Source organism: Streptomyces sp. NPDC093071 (genome assembly GCF_044754545.1).
Lineage (GTDB): Bacteria > Actinomycetota > Actinomycetes > Streptomycetales > Streptomycetaceae > Streptomyces.
In genome coordinates this window covers 1-15506 of record NZ_JBIVPH010000011.1, presented here as the reverse complement: position 1 = coordinate 15506, position 15506 = coordinate 1, and the positions used below count along the sequence as shown (strand labels likewise).

The 15506-nt window shown below is 74.6% G+C and carries 16 protein-coding genes; 8 read left to right on the top strand and 8 right to left on the bottom strand.

The features are described 5' to 3' along the window. Window positions 1-143: 143 nt before the first annotated feature. From ACIQD7_RS29310 to ACIQD7_RS29290, 5 genes are all read right to left on the bottom strand, one after another. Window positions 144-1121, bottom strand: a complete 978-nt coding sequence (locus tag ACIQD7_RS29310) for a hypothetical protein (protein WP_402445476.1) — start codon at window positions 1119-1121, stop codon at window positions 144-146. Window positions 1122-1249: 128 nt separating this feature from the next. Beyond that, the gene (locus ACIQD7_RS29305) at window positions 1250-2524 is read right to left on the bottom strand and encodes an MFS transporter (protein WP_402445474.1); all 1275 of its coding nucleotides are present in this window, start codon (window positions 2522-2524) and stop codon (window positions 1250-1252) included. After that, the gene (locus ACIQD7_RS29300) at window positions 2521-4293 is read right to left on the bottom strand and encodes a condensation domain-containing protein (RefSeq protein WP_402445472.1); all 1773 of its coding nucleotides are present in this window, start codon (window positions 4291-4293) and stop codon (window positions 2521-2523) included. The genes ACIQD7_RS29305 and ACIQD7_RS29300 overlap by 4 nt, the downstream gene beginning before the upstream one ends. Window positions 4294-4339: 46 nt before the next feature. Beyond that, window positions 4340-5659, bottom strand: coding sequence for a DUF6271 family protein (locus ACIQD7_RS29295; RefSeq protein WP_402445470.1), 1320 nt, complete (start codon window positions 5657-5659; stop codon window positions 4340-4342). Then, window positions 5641-6729, bottom strand: a complete 1089-nt coding sequence (locus tag ACIQD7_RS29290; RefSeq protein WP_402445468.1) for a phytanoyl-CoA dioxygenase family protein — start codon at window positions 6727-6729, stop codon at window positions 5641-5643. The genes ACIQD7_RS29295 and ACIQD7_RS29290 overlap by 19 nt, the downstream gene beginning before the upstream one ends. A gap of 469 nt (window positions 6730-7198) precedes the next feature. On the opposite strand from ACIQD7_RS29290, the gene ACIQD7_RS29285 reads away from it, so the two are divergent. The 4 genes from ACIQD7_RS29285 (at window position 7199) to ACIQD7_RS29270 (ending at window position 10395) form a co-directional block, all read left to right on the top strand. After that, a complete protein-coding gene (locus tag ACIQD7_RS29285; protein WP_401423842.1) occupies window positions 7199-8056 on the top strand; it encodes a hypothetical protein in 858 nt (285 codons plus the stop codon). A gap of 68 nt (window positions 8057-8124) precedes the next feature. Then, window positions 8125-8355 (top strand): acyl carrier protein, encoded by a 231-nt coding sequence (locus ACIQD7_RS29280; RefSeq protein WP_053642658.1) that lies wholly within the window; start codon window positions 8125-8127, stop codon window positions 8353-8355. A gap of 10 nt (window positions 8356-8365) precedes the next feature. Then, the gene (locus ACIQD7_RS29275; RefSeq protein ID WP_402445466.1) at window positions 8366-9064 is read left to right on the top strand and encodes a 4'-phosphopantetheinyl transferase family protein; all 699 of its coding nucleotides are present in this window, start codon (window positions 8366-8368) and stop codon (window positions 9062-9064) included. A 329-nt stretch (window positions 9065-9393) separates the two neighbouring features. After that, the gene (locus tag ACIQD7_RS29270) at window positions 9394-10395 is read left to right on the top strand and encodes an LGFP repeat-containing protein (protein ID WP_402445464.1); all 1002 of its coding nucleotides are present in this window, start codon (window positions 9394-9396) and stop codon (window positions 10393-10395) included. A 125-nt stretch (window positions 10396-10520) separates the two neighbouring features. Here the strand turns inward: ACIQD7_RS29270 and ACIQD7_RS29265 are convergent, their stop codons facing one another. Beyond that, on the bottom strand, window positions 10521-10697 hold the full coding sequence (locus ACIQD7_RS29265; RefSeq protein WP_402445463.1) for a hypothetical protein: 177 nt from the start codon (window positions 10695-10697) through the stop codon (window positions 10521-10523). A 264-nt stretch (window positions 10698-10961) separates the two neighbouring features. On the opposite strand from ACIQD7_RS29265, the gene ACIQD7_RS29260 reads away from it, so the two are divergent. Further along, the gene (locus ACIQD7_RS29260; protein ID WP_402445461.1) at window positions 10962-12998 is read left to right on the top strand and encodes a tetratricopeptide repeat protein; all 2037 of its coding nucleotides are present in this window, start codon (window positions 10962-10964) and stop codon (window positions 12996-12998) included. Between the two features lie 43 nt (window positions 12999-13041). Next, on the top strand, window positions 13042-13401 hold the full coding sequence (locus tag ACIQD7_RS29255) for a hypothetical protein (protein WP_121833790.1): 360 nt from the start codon (window positions 13042-13044) through the stop codon (window positions 13399-13401). A gap of 40 nt (window positions 13402-13441) precedes the next feature. Here ACIQD7_RS29255 and ACIQD7_RS29250 read toward each other — a convergent pair whose 3' ends face one another. Continuing rightward, window positions 13442-14032, bottom strand: coding sequence for an isochorismatase family protein (locus ACIQD7_RS29250; protein ID WP_402445460.1), 591 nt, complete (start codon window positions 14030-14032; stop codon window positions 13442-13444). A 263-nt stretch (window positions 14033-14295) separates the two neighbouring features. Between ACIQD7_RS29250 and ACIQD7_RS29245 the strand changes: the two genes are divergently transcribed. After that, on the top strand, window positions 14296-14709 hold the full coding sequence (locus tag ACIQD7_RS29245) for an STAS domain-containing protein (RefSeq protein ID WP_402445458.1): 414 nt from the start codon (window positions 14296-14298) through the stop codon (window positions 14707-14709). Then, complete coding sequence (locus tag ACIQD7_RS29240; RefSeq protein ID WP_402445457.1) at window positions 14702-15166, top strand: ATP-binding protein; 465 nt, start codon at window positions 14702-14704, stop codon at window positions 15164-15166. Before ACIQD7_RS29245 ends, ACIQD7_RS29240 begins: the two co-directional genes overlap by 8 nt. Here the strand turns inward: ACIQD7_RS29240 and ACIQD7_RS29235 are convergent. Next, window positions 15126-15506, bottom strand: a 381-nt coding sequence (locus tag ACIQD7_RS29235; protein WP_401501730.1) for a sigma-70 family RNA polymerase sigma factor, incomplete at its 5' end; no start/stop codon positions are given. The two genes, ACIQD7_RS29240 and ACIQD7_RS29235, sit on opposite strands and share 41 nt — an antisense overlap.

The window sequence follows — 15506 nt, the reverse complement described above, 5'->3', positions numbered from 1 at the left end:
ACGGGCGACGGTCCTGCGAGGACAGTGGTCCTGTACGGACAGCGATCCTGTACGGACGACGGCCCTGCGAGGACAGCGGTCCCGTACGGACAGCGGTCCGGTACGGTCGCCGGTCCGGTACTGGGCCCGGCCGTCCCGCCGGTTCAGCGGCCGGCCGCCGAGCGCCGTTCGCGGTAGGCCGCGACGGGGTCGGAGCCGTTCAGGTAGGACCAGGGGAACTCGCTGACCCGTCCCTCGGTGGCCCGGAAGCACTCCCGGGCGGCCTCGCGGTCCCCGGCGAGCGAGAAGGCCATGGCGAAGCTGTTGAGCACCTGCACCCAGCCGCCCCGGCGGACGAAGTCCGGGTGCCGGTACGAGTGGTCCGCGGCCTCGTTCAGGGAGGCCGCCACCTCGGGCCGGCGGATGTAGGCCGCGTCGGGACCGGAGTCGAGGGAGAGCCACTCCTCCAGGTGCGCGACCGCGACGAGCTGGCCGAGCGGGGTGCCGCCCGGGGCGTTCAGCACGGACGTGCGCGCGAAGGCGTGCATCTCCTCGTGCGAACCGCCCCACTTGCGGCAGACCTGCTGCAACTGCTGCTGGTGTGCCTCCAGGTGGTGCGGGGCACGCCGCACGGTCGCCTCGAACCGGCGCCGCGCGATCTCCTGCCCGACCTCCAGACCGCGCCCGCTGACCTGGAGGCAGTACCAGGGCGAGGCCCAGCCCGGCTCGATCTCGGCCGCCTCGTACAGCCACCGCTCGGCCGTGCGCAGCCGCTCGTGGAAGACCTCGAACTGCTCCCGCGAGACGTCCTTGGCGCGGGCCGAGGTCCGGGCCTCCCAGCCCCAGCTGACGTGCCGGAGGCCCGCCACGAGCCGGGGCAGCGCCGCCCCCGGCTCGGCCTCGATCACCCCGGTGATCCACTGCTCGACCCCGGCGGTGTCGCAGACGGTCCACAGGAGGTCCGTCCGGCCCTCGTCCTCGGAACGCGCTTCGAGCGCCTCCCGCACGGTGGCCCAGTCCGCCGCGGCGGCGGCCCCCTTCAGACGGAGCACCTCGGGATCGTCCGAGTCCTTCTCCAGCCGTGCGACGGGCCGGCCCGCCTTCTTCCCCAGCGCGAGCCCCCAGTCACGGAGCAACGCCATGTCCCCACCCCTTGTTCCGTACGAACGGGGCGGGCAGTGATCACGCGCCCCGTGGAGGTAGTGACTATCACGCGCGTACGACAACCGCACATCCGTTTACCCGGGGTCCGGCGCCGGGACCCCGCCGCTCAGCCGTCCGCGACCGCCCGGTCCGCCCCGGAGGGCTTCTCCGGCGCCCGGCGCAGCGCCCGGACGGCGGGCACGGCCAGCATGACCGCGATGCACACCAGGCCCATGACGGACGAGAAGAGCAGCACCCGGTCGGCGCCCACGGACTCGGCCGCCGGACCGGCCAGGGCCCGGCCCACCGGGATGACCATGATGGACCCGGCGACGTCGTAGGCCGAGACGCGGCTCAGGACGGCCAGCGGGATGTGCGACTGCACGCTCGTCGCCCACATGACGCCCCAGAAGGCGAACCCGCAGCCCGCCAGGACGCCCGTGGCGGCCGTGAGCCCGAACGACCAGCCCAGGGCGGGGGCCAGGGGGTTGAGGGAGAAGAAGAACATGGCGCACGCGCCCGCGACGAGCGGCCGCCGGGGCCGCACCCGCATCCCGAGCAGCCCGCCGACGATGGTGCCCGCGCCGTCGGCGGAGGCGATCCAGCCGTATCCGTCGGCGCCGTGCTGCTCGGTGAGGAGCGCGGCGCCCAGCGGCAGGGCCGGGCCGAAGACGAACAGGCCGTAGACGGCCCACACGGCGATGACGCCCCACAGCCAGGAACGGGACCGGAACTCGTGCCAGCCCGTGGCGAGCCGCTGCCAGATCGGCTCGTCGGTCCCGTCCGGGGCCGTGCCGAGCCTCCGCAGCGGCGCGAGGCCCAGGGCACTGCACGCGTAGAACGCCGCGATCACCAGGAAGGAGCCCGCCACGTCCCAGTACGCCACGAGCAGACCGGCGAGGCCGGGGCCGAGGAGGGTGCAGATCGACTCCGAGATCCGCAGCAGCGCGTTGGCCCGCTGGATGTCCTCGACGACCCGCGGCACCAGGCTCGCCAGACCCGGCTGGAACATCGCGGTCGCCGCGCCGCTGACCGCGAGCAGCGCCATGACGTGCCACAGCCGTACGTCCCCGAGGGCGAGCAGCCCCGCGAGCGCGAGCATGGCCACCATGCGCACCACGTCCGCGCCGACCATCATCACCTGCGGGGTGAACCGGTCGGCCAGGACACCGCCGAAGAGCACCAGGAGGACGATCGGCGCCATCCACGCGGCAAGCGCGTATCCCACGCCGGAGGCCCCGTACCCCGCGCCGAGCACGGCGGTGGTCAGCGAGACCATCAACATGCCGTCGGCGAGCAGCGAGGTGCTGCGGGCGGTGAAGAAGAGCCGGAAGCGGCTCGAACGCCACGGGCTGGGCGGGGAGCCGGGTTCCCGTTCCACGGTCACGTCGTTCGTCGTCATGTCAGGTCCGCGTTCGTCGTCGTGTCGGGGTCCGCCGGCGTCCGGCCGTCCCCTTCGGTGAGGAGGGGCCGCCGGAGCCACGCGTCCGTCCGGTCCGTCCGGTCCGTCCCGTCCGGCGCGCCCTGGACGATCACGTACCGGCGGGGCGCCAGGACTCCGGGGCGGCCCGGGAGGACGCGCATCAGCGCGGCGTGGACCTCCGCCGGGGCCGGCGGGGTGCCGCTGTCGCCACCGCCGGCGGCGACGAAAGCGGTGAGGCCGTCCCCGGCCCCTTCCGCCGCGACGTGCACGGGTACGCCTCCGAGGGCGCCGCCCAGGGCGTCCGCCACGGCCGGCGGCGAGACCCAGGAGCCGTCCACCCGGATCCAGTCCGGGCCGCGCTCCACCGGACGGACCCCGGTCACCCCGGTCAGCGAGGCGAGCGGCACGTCCCCCTCGGCGGCCGCCTCCAGGAGCCGTACGAGACCGGTCAGGAAGCCCTCGGTCTCGTCCGGGGCGAACAGCGCGGGGTCGGCCCACAGGCCGATCCGCAGCAGGGGCGCCGTCTCGTGCACGAAGGCGAGCAGCCGGGTCGGCAGGACCTGGGACGGGCCCCGGCCCAGTTCGAGGTCGGGCCCGTCCGGCTCCGTCCCCCCGGCCTCCGACAGCGCGCTCACGTCGTTGAGGACCACGTCCCGGGCGAACCGGCTGCCGCGCTCGAAGGTCGTCCGGTCGATCATCTCCCACAGGGCGACCGCGTCGAACCTGCTGTGCCGGTAGGCGTCGAGCGCCGCGCCCCACGCCTTGGCGAGCAGCGCGTCGAAGGACGGCACCCGGACGTCGAGGGCGAGCAGCGCGTCCTGCGACACGGTGTTCACCGCGCGGGCGAGCCGGTCGTGGAACCGGTTGGAGGTCGGCACGGCGGCCACGCAGACGTCCTGGCCGGTCCGGTGGGCGACCAGCGCGCACCAGGCCGTGAGCAGCACCGTGGACGGCAGCCCGCCGGTGCGCTCCGCCACCCGGGCGAGCGCCCGCGCGCCCCGCAGGGACCGGAGCGTCACCTCCGGGGTGTCGACCTCGGTGCCCTCGGCGCCCGGCCCGTCGCACATGGCCTGGGGACCGGTCCGGATGATCCGTTCCCAGTACCGCAGCGACGCCGCCGACTTCCGGAGCCCGGCCGGGGTCGCCTCCTCGGCGGCGAGTTCCAGCGGGGTGAAGGCGCTCTGCGGCGGCAGGGGTTCGCCGGTCAGGAGGGCCAGCCAGTCCTCCTCCAGGACGGCGAGGGCGCTGACGTCCGTCACGGCGTGGCTCGCCGCGAGCGCGACGAAGACCGGCGCGCCGGCCGCGGTGACGAGGGAGATCCGCAGCCCGAAGTCCCGGTCGAGCCGGAAGCGTTCGACGCGGGCCCGGCGGGCCACGGCGTCGGCGTACCGTTCGGCGTCCGGGGGAAGCGCGTCGTGGTCGAGGACGGTGACCGTGAACTCCCCCTCGGCCGCCACCACCTGCGCGCGGGGCACGGCCCCCTCGGCGTGCGGGAACGTGGTGCGCAGCGCCTCGTGCCGGACGACCAGGGCGCGCAGCGCGTCGATCACCGCGTCCGTCCGGGTCCCGGCGGGCACCGGCCACACGGCGTGGATGTTGATGTGCTCGGGCTCGTCCCGCACCATGCACCGGATCATGTTGGCCTGGCCCATCGTGACCGGGCCCCGGCGCTCCACGCCGCCCGCGTGGGCGACGGTGACGGTACGGGTCTTCGCCGGGCGCGGCAGGTCCCGTTCGTACGCGGTCACGGGGCGGCCACCGCCCCGGGCCGGGGGAGGGGCCGTGGACGGCGGCTCATGCGGTGCTGCCTTTCGTGGACGGGGGATCCTCCTCGCCCGCGCGGACCAGGGGAGCCCAGGCGTCGAGGAGCAGGGCGAAGTCCGCCATGTCCCGCCGCGCCTCGTCGAGGAGGCGCTCGCGGCGGGCGGCGAGGACGTCGGCGGCGGCCGCGTACCGGCCGCCGAGCTTGCGGTAGGAGCGCTCGACCACGTCGAACCGCTCGCCGTTCTCCACCGGGTCGATCCCCGTGCCGTCCCCGACCAGCGCGGCGACGGCGGAGGCGCGGAGGAGTCCGTCGTCGTCCAGAAGCCCGTCGCCGGCCGCCGCCGCCCCGGCGTACACGGCTTGGAGGTACGGGACGGCGAGCAGGAACTTCGTCAGCCGCAGCTGGTAGGCGAGGAAGCCCGCGTCCGAACGGCGCTCGGGCGTGTGGAAGTTGACGATGTGCCGGTTGTGCAGGACGCCGGGCAGCCGGGCGCCGTGCACCAGGTGGAGCAGGAAGTAGTCGCTGCCGATGGTGTCGGTGGCGGGCGGCAGCGGCACCCGGCCGTACACCCCGCGCGCGAAGGCGACGTTGCACATGTCCACGCGCGTGGGGCTGACGGTGGTGAGCGTGGTGAGGTCTCCGGTGAAGGCGGCGGTCCCGGCGCCCCGGAACGCCTCGTCGACGAGGTTGCGCCGCCAGACCTCCGGATACCCGGCCGGGACCGTCAGGCCGACGAGGTCGTCGTACACGAGGGGGTCGAGGGCCCGGATCTCCGCCACGTCCACGGACATCTCGCCGACGAACGAGCCGCCGACCATCGCCACCGGCCGGTCCGCGAGCGCCGGGTCGAGCCTGCTCCGCGACACGGCCCCCGCCACGTCGGCGGCCCGCCGCCCCAGCGCCGTCAGCTCGTGGTGGATCGGGAAGACGGGCTTCCCGTCCAGGTACTGGTAGCGGCTGTCGGAGTCCCTGCGGTGCACCGAGGCGCAGCCCAGGGCCTCCGCGATCAGGAAGGCCCGGTTGGTGCAGGCCCCGTAGGAGACCCCGGACGGCAGCATCAGGCCGAGCACCCGGTCCGGTGCGGCGACCCCGGACCGGGCGACCGCCCGGCGCAGGAAGTTCCGCTGCTCGTCCTCGTCGAAGTGGTGGACGACCACGCCGGGTTCCGGCGGCAGCGCGGCCACCGCCTCCCGGTGGGCGGCGAGGGCGGCGGGCCCGGAGGAGTCCAGGACCAGCAGGCGCACCTCGGCGCCGAAGTGCCGGGCGCCGTACGCGGCCTCCTCGGCGACCGCCCGCAGGGTCGCGGCGCAGGCCCGGTCGGTCGGCAGGGTCAGGCAGACGCGGCGCACGACGGCTCCCCGTCCTTGCTCCCGTGCCCGTCGCGGTCCTTCCACGAGGTGAGCCCGAGCAGCCGCTCGCCGAGCCCGTTCAGGACGGCCGTGGGGTAGCGCTCGGACTCGTGCCGGACGGGGTCGCCGACCAGGGTGCGGTTCCAGCGCGGGGTGCGCAGGTGTCGCCAGGAGTCGACCCGGGACCTCCGCAGCCGCTCGTGCTCCTCCAGGGCGGGCATCATCGACAGGTACTGGACGGCCCGCACCTGGTCCTCCGAGGCGTTGCGGGCCACCCCGTGGGCGAGGAGCCCGTTCCAGATGAGCAGGTCGCCGGGGCGCAGGTCGGGACGGACGACGGGGTACTCGGCCCGGTCCACGGCGGGCCGGAGCGGGTCCCGGTCGGCGGGCTGCCCGACCTTCCACTCCTCGAACCGCCGGAACAGCTCCGGGCAGCACTGGAACCCGCCCGACTCGGGCCGGGTCTCGTTGAGCGCGATGATCCCCTGCACCCGCTGCGGCGGCACGCCGAGCGTGGTGTCGATGTCCCAGTGCAGCTCGATGTCGAAGCCCCGGTCGGTGGGCTCGATCAGGGCGCGGTCCCGGTTCTTGACGTTGGGCGGGTTGAGGTTGAGCCGGTCCTGGGTTACCCACAGCTCCTCGCAGTCCCACACGTCCACGAAGGCGTCGTACACCCGCTGCGACTGGCGGCTGTCCCACAGGAGCTGGTGGTGGTACGCCTCCACGAAGCCGTAGACGTGCAGCTGCCGGTCGAGCTCGGAGCGGAACGGCCGGTCCTCGTACCAGGTGTCCGGCCGCTCCGGGTCGAGCCCCTGGAAGTCCCAGGCGAAGTCCAGGAGCCGCCGGGCCGCCTCCGCCGGGACCGCCTCCCGGACGACGACGTAGCCGTACGTCTGCCAGTGCGCGAAGTCCTCCTCGGACAGCACCCGCAGCGGCCGCGACTTCCTCAGCTCCCGCAGGGTGGTCTGCGCGAGGTAGGACTCGCCGTCCGCGCTGAAGTACGGCAGGTCCGAGGCCGCCCGGTACAGATGGGGGCGGCGCGGGGGGCGGTGCGGGGCGGGGGTCGTCATGGGTCCCTCCAGGGGCGGGAGTCGGGGGAGGAGGTCCGGGGCGGGGAGCGCTCCTCCCCGGCCGGCGGGCAGCACGCGGCGACCCCCGGCGAAGGGAGCGGCGGCGGACGGCACGGACGGCCGGACGTGCCGTGGTGCTGGTCAGACGCCACGCCGTGCGAAAGAATTGGTTTAGACCTTAGCGGCTGGCAAGTGCCATCTCAATACGCGGAGTTGAGACGGGGAGGGATCCGGGCAAACGTTGTCATGGCGGTTACTTTGGTCTAGACAACAGTCGGGGAACTGGCTTACTGTCCCCCTGCGCGGTCCGGTTCCTGACGGATCGTCAGCCGGCCTTCCGCCGTGCCGCGAACCGGCGCCGTCCGCCCGCGAGGCCGCCCGTGAAGCCGTCCGCGGACCGGGCCGCGGCGTGTCCGCCCGTCCCGCCGGCGCCCCGACTCTTCGCCCACCCCAGAGGGAGCGGTTCCCCATGAGCACACCCGGCACCACGGTCCTGCCCGACGGCGGCCTGAGGAGCCCAGGACCGGGTCTGATCACCCTGGACCCGGACCACACCGCGCTGCTGCGCGGCCTGGACGAGCTGCTCACCGGCCTGGCCGCCCGGCTCTCCGCCCCCGAGGTGGTGGGACCGCCGCTGCTCTCCGTGGAGGGCCTCGCCCGCCTCGACTTCTTCCGCAACTTCCCCCACCTCGGCGTCTCCGCCGGACGGTTCGCGCCCGACGCGCTCGACGGACTGGCGGCCGGAGAGGCCCCGGCCGGACTCCCGCTCCGGCCGACCGGCTACCTGCTGCCGTCCGCCACCTGCTACGGACTGCTGCTCTCCCTGGAGGGCCGGGACGTCGGCGAGGAGGGCCTGCGGCTCTCCGCCGCCGGCCGCTGCTTCCGCAACGAGACCCACTTCGACGGCCTGCGGCGCCTGTGGGGCTTCCACATGCGCGAGGTCCTCTACCTCGGCACCAAGGAAGGCGCCCTGGAGCACCTGGAGCAGGGGGCCGCGTTCGTCCAGGAGCTGGCCGGACGCCTCGGCCTCGACCTCACCCGGGCCGTCGCCGACGACCCCTTCTACGACAAGGGCGGCTCCCGCGCCCGGCTGATGGCCCTCGACCCGGTCAAGCACGAGTTCAGCGCCCCCGACGGCACGGCGATCGCCTCCGTGAACCGGCACCGCAACTTCTTCGGCGAGCGCCTGGACATCCGCGCGGGCGCCGAAGGACCGGCGTACAGCGCCTGCGTCGCCTTCGGCGTCGAGCGCTGGGTCCACGCGATGGTCCTCGCCCACGGCACCCCCGGGCGGGCCCTCGACCGCCTGCGCGAGGCCGCCGCCTGACCCTCCCGGCCCCCGCCCGTACACCCCGCACAGCGCACCACCGGTTCAGTAAGGAGCGACCCCACCCCATGGAACGCATCGCCGAGTGGCTTCACGAGAAGAACCCCGGCCTCGACGGACCGATCGACCCCGACGAGGACCTCATCGAGGCCCGTCTCATCGACTCCATGGACTTCCTGGAGTTCGTCGACCTCCTGGAGGAGCTCTCCGGCCGCTCCATCGACCTCCAGGAGGTCACCATCGACGACTTCCGCACGCTCGGCCGCGTCCGGCAGCGCTTCCTGAGCGCCGCCGGGTGACCGCCCGCCGATGAGCGGGGGCCGTGCGGTCCTCGCCGTGGTGGCGACCACCGCCGAGGTCCTGGCCCACCCGGAGCTGCACGAGGGGCTCCTCGCGCCGTGGGAACGGCGGCGCCTCGACCGGACGCGGATCCCCGCCCGCCGCGACGACGTCCTCGCCGCGCGCCTCCTGGTCCGCCTGTGCGCCGCCCGGTTCACCGGACTGTCCCCCGGGGAGTCGGGCCCCGGGCAGTACTGCGCCGCGTGCGGACGGGACGGCCACGGGCGCCCCTACCTCGACGGCCGGCCCGGCCTCGGCGTCAGCATGAGCCACGCCGACGGCCTGGTCGCGGCCGCCGTCGGTCCCGGCCCGGTCGGCGTCGACGTGGAGCCCGCGACGCGCCGGCCCGGCCCCCCGTCCGTCCTGCGGCGGCTCCTGCCCGAGGCCGACCTGCGCGAAGCCGCCGCCCTGCCGGACCCCGGCCCGGCACTGCTCCGATTGTGGGTACGGGGCGAGGCCCTGTTCAAGGCGGGCGGCGGACCCGGCCTCCGGCTCCTCGAATGGACCGACGGCGAACGGGGAGCGGTCGCGGCGGTCGCGACCGGGGCCCCCGTGATTCGCGATGTCGGACGAACGGGTGCAGGGTGGAAAGGAGGGGCGTTCTACGGCGCGACACGAAGCCGGGACGAAGGCATGGGGGCTGAAGAACAACGGAGCGAAGACCGGTGACAGCGGCCTTGCCGCAGACGACGGGCCGCTTCACGTGCCCTTGACCGGGCGCAGGCGCAGCTCAGCGCGAACAATGCCGCAGACGAAGGGTCATTGTTCGCGGCGAACCCTCACGGAGGACGCAAGTGCCGGTTTCCGGTCCACTGTTCGCTCGATCCCCGATGCGGCGGAGCACGAGTGCCGTTCCGTCGGAACCGCGGACGCCGGTGACTGGACGACTCGTATCGGTCAAGACTGGTCGGGAGCGAATCACGACATTCGTCTCACTGCGTGACATCCACTGCGACGAGGAAACGGACGAGGTCGGTGACGACGAGATCTACGTCCTGATGAGCACGGTCAACCTCGGGGCACACGTCAACGTCGAGGGGATCCCCATCCCCGTTCCCTCGTTCGACGTCTGGCGGTTCGGCATCTTCGAAGGCTTCGCGGAGGGCGACACGAAGGGGCAGCCCTTCCAGCCGTTCTGGACGGCGCCGCTGGCCGACCCGGATCAGGCGATCTTCGTCGGCTCGGTGATAGAGAACGACAACGGCGTGCCGGAGCAGTACCAGCACCTCCTGCGCCTCGTCGTTCCCAAGTCGCTGGCGTCGTCGATCGGAGAGCCGCTCGACCTCGTGCGGTCGAAGCTGGTCAGGGAGATCGACGAAGCGCTGAACGGCGTGGACCTTCCCATCCCGTTCGCCCCCGACGACGACCACGTCGGCACCCAGGAACTTCGGTACGAACCGCCCGAACTCCAGCGGGCCGCCGGAGACCTGGTGCCCAAGGTCCTCTCGTACAACGGCGACGGCGGACGCTACCGCGTGACGTTCGACGTGTCGCCCGACATCTTCGGGACGATCCGCGACCGCTGGATCGCGCTGGGCGCCGGCACTTCACCGGTCGGCCGGCCGGTCTCCGGAGAGATCCCCACCTTCGACGGGCAGGGTCGCTTCATGAACTTCTCGGCCGGCGTCATCTCGTGGCACCCGGAGACGGGGGCCCACGGTGTGTGGGGCGCCATCAATGACCGCTGGCTGCAGATCGGGCGCGAACAGTTCGGGTATCCGATCACCGACGAGTTCAGCAGCGGCAGCGGTCGCATGAGCACCTTCAAGGCGCTCCACCTCCAGGGGAAGCCCGAGGCCTCGATCTTCTGGACCCCGCAGACCGGGGCGGTCGAGATCTTCGGCGCCATCCACGCGCACTGGAGGTCCATGGGCGCCGGCGGATCCGGCATCGGAGGTCCCGTCTCGCCCGAGCAGGACGCACCCGGCGGCCGGATCCAGAACTTCCAGAACGGAAGGCTGTTCTGGAACGCGGCGACCGGACAGGTGTCCCAGGCCTGAGCGGACCGGTGCCGAACACCCCGGCCGACAGCGGCAGTCGCTGCTCGGCCGGTGGCCGGCCCCAGGCGATGGTCACGGCCCCGAGGAACCACCGGGCCCCGTAGGCGCGCTGGAACCCGGGGAGTTCACGCGTCCCGCGGCCGTACGGACAGGGCCCTGAGGCAGTCGCCCAGGACGGCCGCGGCACCCCCGAGGGGGGACCGGGCGCCGAGCTGTCCGTCCGGGCGCACGACGAAGCCGGTGGCGCCGTCGGGGAGGTGGAGCCGCGCGAACTCCCCGACGGCGTCGCGGTACACGGGCACGGGCAGGGACGCGAGGCCCGACCGGGCCCGCGCCGACGACCAGGACGTCGGTGGTGGTGCGGTGGTGCGCCACGGGTACCTCCGACGCTTCCTCGCCCCCGCAGGACCCCGTCCTCCATGGTCGCCCGCCGGGCCCCGGACGGCGAACGCCGGCGAAGCGCGCGCTCCTCGGGGCGGCCTCCGGCCGGTGAGCGGCGGCTTCACGCGGATTTCACCGGCACGGGCGACCACGGCCTCCGGCACGGACGGACGAGGGGGAGCGTCATGGCGGAGCGGGAGACACCGGGGGCGGGGACGCCGCCCGACGAACTGGGGCGGACCGTCGCCGCCCTCCGGCGCGCCGCACGCGCCGACCCCGGCCGGTACCTTCCCCGACTCGGCTACACCCTCCTGCGGTTCGGCTCGCTGCTCGCGACGGAACCGGGCCGCATGGCGGAGTCGGTGGACGTCCTGGGAGAGGCCGCCGAGGTGTACCGGCGGCTCTCCGGGGAGCACCTCCCGGGCCTGGGCATCGCGCTGCAGCGGCAGGCGCTGGGCCTCGGCGCCCTCGGCCGGCACCAGGAGGGGCTCGGGGCGGCCCGGGAAGCGGTGGAGGTCTGGCGCGGACTCGCGGCGGAGGGCGTCGAGGGGAGCAGGGCCGAACTGGCCGGCGCGCTCCTCGTCCTCGGCGGCCGGCTCGCCGAGACGGGCCGTCACCACGAAGCCCTCGACCGCATCCACGAGGCGGTGGAGACGCGGCGCCTCCTCGTCGACCGGGCGGACGGGACGGGCCGGACGGAACTCGCCTCGGCCCTCCAGGAACTCGGCGTCAAACTGGGGGAGATGGGACGCCAGGAGGAGGCCCTCGTCCCCTTGCGCGCGTCGGTCGCCGCGTACCGCGAAACGGCCGGGACGGCGGGCGGACGAGAGGTCGGCGACCTGGGCGGGCACGCGGTGGCCGCGTTCGCGACGGGCCGCGCGCTCCTCGGCCTCGGCCGCACCGACGAGGCACGCCCGTACTTCGCCGAGGCGGCCGCCCTCCACACCGAGATCACCGCCCGCGAACCGGCTGCCACCGCCTTCCTCGACCACCTGTTCGCCCTCCACGGCCACCGCCTCACGTACGAGGGAGGAATCGCGGCCTGGACGCGGACCCCGGACGGGACGACGTCCTCCGACCGGCCGGAGGACGGTCCCGCGACTTCGGGTGGCCCGGAGGCTCCCGACAGGCCCGACGCCACGCCCCCTGCCCGGACGGGGACCACCACTTGGACCGAGGCCTCCGCCCGCACCGAGACCTCCGCCGGAGACGAGACCGCTGCCCGCACCGAGGCCTCCGCCAGCACCGTCCCGACGGCCTCCGCCGAGGAGGGCCCCGCGACTTCGGGCCCTGCCGAGCCCGCGGCTCCTGGCCGGGGCGGTCCCACGAGCCTCGGTCCGGCCGCCTCCGCAGCCTCCGACCAGGGCAACTCCACGACCCCCGGCCCGGCCGGCCCCGCCCTCTTCGAGCGGATCGACCGACTCAACGCCCGGGGCCTCGCCCTCGCCGACTCCGGGCGGCCCGGGCTCGCCGTCGAGCCCCTGACCGAGGCCCTCGCCCTGGGGCGGACGGCGGCCGTCGGCACGGGGGCCGCCGGTGCCGTCTCGCTCGCCCGTACGCTGCACCACCTCGCCTTCGCACGGGCCTGGTCCGGCCGCCGTACGGAGGCGCTGGAGGCGGTCGACGAGGCCGTGCACCTCTGCCGACGGCATCTGGTCGACGCGCCCGAGACCGTACGGCCCCTGCTCGCCGACGCCACCGACAGCCTGGGCAGCCGGCTGGCCGTGCTCGGCCGCCACCGCGACGCCGTCGCCCCCGCGACCGAGTCCGCGGCGCTCTTCCGGCAGCTCGCCCACGCCGACCCGGCCGCGTACCGGGACGAGCTGGCCCGGGTGCTCAACAACCTGAGCATCCGGCTCTGCGACGCCGACCGCCACGCCGAGGCACTCGCCGCCACCGAGGAGTCCCTGGAGATCCAGCGGAGCCTCCACCGCGAAGACCCCGCGGCCCACCTGCCCGGACTCGTCCACGCCCTCGCCAACCTCGCCCTCCGCCTCGCCCGCCTGGACCGGCACGACGAGGTGACGGCCCCCACGGCGGAGGCCGTCCGCCACCTGCGGCACCTGGACCGGATCCACCCGAACAACGACGTCGCCGCACTCGCCGAATCCCTGGCCTGGCTCGGCGGGTACCTGCGGAGACACGGGCACCGCGACACGGCCCGCGACACCGAGCGCGCGGCGGGGGAGCTGCGCCGCCGCGCCCCGGAACCGGGGCGGTAGGGCGCACGGAACCGTACGGGGCCGCCCCGCGTCCCTCCCGGGCATGAGCGAGAACCCCTCGGAGGAGTCCCGCGACCGGATGGAGAGCGCCGTCGGCTGTCTGCTCGCCGTCCTCGGCGTCACGGTCGCGGGCGCCTTCGCGCTGCCCCGGGCCGCGTACAGCATCGAGGGCGGTTTCGAGGCGCACGCCCGGGACTGGGGCGTGATCCTGGTCGACCTGCCGCTCATCCTCTTCGCCGGGCTCGTCGTCCCGCCCCTGACCTGGGCGGCGGCCACGCGGTGGCTCCGCCCGTGGGCGGCGGCCCTCCTCTGCGCGGCCGTCGTGGCCCTGGGCCTCTGGCTCCTGTCGGCCGTGTGGCACCCGCGCCAGGACCCCGACCCGGGCTACGGCCCCGGCATCTGAAGGCCGCCCGCCGGAGGCGGCCCCCGTCGTACGGCCTCGGTCAGACCAGGACCACCGGCCGCCCGCTCAGCCCGACGCCCGCCGCGCGCAGCTCGTCGAGCGCGCGGTCCGTGGTGTCGGCGGCGACGCCGACCGTGTGGTCGAGGAGGACCCGTACGTCGAAGCCCTCCCGGACCCCGCCGAACGCGGTGGCCTTCACGCAGTGGTCCGTACCGATCCCGACGACGTCGACCCCGTCCACCCCACGGGCGCGCAGCCAGTCGCCCAGCGGCGTACCGTCCCCGGTCGCGCCCTCGAAGCCGCTCTTCGAGGCGGAGCGGGCGCCCTTGAAGAAGACCTCCTCCACGGCCCCGGAGGCGACGGCGGCCGCGAAGTCCGGGTGGAACTCGGCGCCCTCGGTGCCGGCGACGCAGTGCACCGGGAAGGAGTCCTCGAAGTCGGGCTCGTCCGAGAAGTGCCCACCCGGGTCGATGTGGTGGTCACGGGTGGCGACGACGTGCGCGTACCGGCCGCCGGCGTCCCGGACCAGGCAGGCGAGGGCGACGGCCAGCTCGGTCGCGCCGCTCACGGGGACGTCGCCCCCCTCGCAGAAGTCCTTCTGTACATCGACGACGATCAGGGCACGGCGCACGGGAGCGGCCTTTCCTCGGGGGGTGGAAGAGTCCCCGGCATCGTCCCGCTCCCGGGGTGCCCCGGGTGGGGCGCACGCCCGCCGTTCACCCGATCGGGATCATGGAAACGGGGCTCCCGGGCGGGAACCGCCGGATCCCCGGCGAACGCCCCGGGCCGGGCCGTCGGCCCCGCCGTGCGCTCCAGGGAGGTCATCCGGCGCCACCTGCCCGAAACTGGGGGGAGGGAAGAGCCACCGAGAGGGACGAGGAGAGAGGCGAGCCCATGGACGTGGACGGCGGCGCAGGGGCGTGGCGGACGCCCGGCCGTGCCCGGTTCGACGTACGGGTCCGGCCCGGGACGGCCGACGGGGTGGTGGTGCTCGAACTGGGCGGGGAGCTCGACCACGACACGGTCGCGCCCCTGCGCGAGGCGGTGGAGGAGCACGCCCGGGCCCGGCGGATCGTCGTCGACTGCTCGGGCCTCGGCTTCTGCGACTCGACGGGGCTCAACGCCCTCCTGAAGGCCCGCCTGCGGATGCGGGAGACCGGCGGACGCCTGGACCTCGCCGGGCTGCGCCCGCCGGTGGACCGGATGTTCGACATCACCGGGGTCAGGGCCGTCTTCCGGGTGTACGAGGACACCGACCGGGCCCTGGCCGACTCGGCGCCGCACGACGGCGGAGCCGGCCGTGACTGACGGCGACGCCGGCGCGGACGGCGTCCAGGTCCGCAGACTGCTGCTGCGCGGAACGCGGCGGGTGGTGTCGCGCTGCCGGGACTTCACGGCGGAGGCGCTGACGGACTGGGGGTGGCTCCCGGCGACGAGCGAGGCGGGGGAGGAGCGGGCCGAGGACGTGCTGCTGCTGGTGTCCGAGGTCGTCACCAACGCCTGCCTGCACGCCGGGGGCCCCGAGGAGTTCGTCCTGCGGCACGAACGGGGACGTCTGCGGGTGGAGGTCTCCGACCTCAGCCCCGAACCGCCCCGACCGCGCGCACCCCGCTCGCCCGCACTGCCCGGCGGGCACGGCCTGATGGTGCTGGACAGGCTGGCGGGGGCGTGGGGCCACGAGGCCAGGGGCGCGGGGGCGGCGGGCAAGGTGGTGTGGCTGGAGATCAGCCGGGTTCCCGACCGTCCTCCAGCAGAGCTGCTCTGAGCTCACCGAGGACACGGGTGAGCAGCCGCGAGACCTGCATCTGGGAGAGCCCGATCCGCCGGCCGATCTCGGCCTGCGTGAGCTCCTCGCCGAACCGCAGCGACAGGATCCGCCGGTCGCGCTCGTCGAGCCGGTCGAGTAGGGGCCGCAGCGCGGCCAGGGATTCGATCAGCTCGTAGGCGGGCTCGGCGGTCGCCAGATGCCGGGGCTTCGCACCGGAGGTCTCCTCGTCGTCCCCCGCGGGCGTGTCGAGGGAGCGGGTGGCGTATCCGTGGGCGGCGAGCTGTCCTTCCGCGACTTCTTCTTCGGTGAGGTGGAGGTGGTGGGCGAGTTCGGTGCG